The following is an 854-nucleotide window of genomic DNA, read 5'->3' on the forward strand; positions in this document are numbered from 1 at the left end:
GGGCCGCCGGGCCGCCCACGAGGATCTCGCCCGAGGTGGGGAGATCCGCGAGCCGGTCGCGCAGGCGGGCCACGGTCAAAGCCGACCGCGGCCGCGACACCCACTCGTCGGTAACCGGCCAGGCCGAGCACCAGACCGGCAGTACCGGCGCCCTCTAACGCCGCTAGGTACGGGATCGCGGACTTCTCAACTCCCACCTGTTTAGCGTTATCGAGAACAAAAGTCGCACCCCTGACTTTCGCGGCGACCTCGAAACCGTTGACGAGCACGCACGCGACAGTCGCACCCCCCAAGGACTTATCGAGAACGGACGCGGACTGTGGAACCCATCGGCTCGTGTTTTGAGAGATCACGTCCACCATGCCGTCCGCCGACAGGACAACGTGACCATCGACCCGCACTCGAGTCGGATCCATCCCCCTGTAGCCGAGACTGGCACCCTGCTGGCTCAAACCGCACCCTCGCCCCCTCCAGGTACAGGCTCCGCCGATCAACGTCCCCGGTCAGTACATCTAGAGCCCGCAGTTTCCCCGTGGCCACAAGGCACGACGACCATGCGACCCTGGCTCGCTCGAGCCTGCCAGCCGCGCTGGCAAGATCTCGTTTCCACGGCCGGGACTCGTTGACCGTGGTCAGACTCTACAAGGACCGCATGTCGCTTGATCCGTGGTTCTGCTGGAGCCGGGTCGCCAGGTCCCGGATCCGGTGGATGGCCTCCGCCGGTGCGGTGACGCGAATGTGGTCGCCGAACTGGAGCAGCTGACGGACCGACTCCACCTCCGCGTAGCGCACGACGATCGCGGTCCACTCCGCATCGACATCCCGCGCATCCAGCCGATCGCCCGCCTGGGCTA

General features: G+C 66.4%; 1 protein-coding gene and 1 pseudogene. Both read right to left on the bottom strand.

Going from position 1 to position 854, the window contains the following annotated elements; genetic code table 11:
- Positions 1-416, bottom strand: a 416-nt coding sequence (locus KVS67_RS14425; RefSeq protein WP_368669059.1) for a DoxX family protein, incomplete at its 3' end; no start/stop codon positions are given.
- A gap of 223 nt (positions 417-639) precedes the next feature.
- A pseudogene (locus KVS67_RS11500) lies at positions 640-854 on the bottom strand (transcriptional regulator); the annotation flags it as partial.

Source organism: Micrococcus sp. GbtcB5 (assembly GCF_019091605.1).
Taxonomy (GTDB): domain Bacteria; phylum Actinomycetota; class Actinomycetes; order Actinomycetales; family Micrococcaceae; genus Micrococcus; species Micrococcus luteus.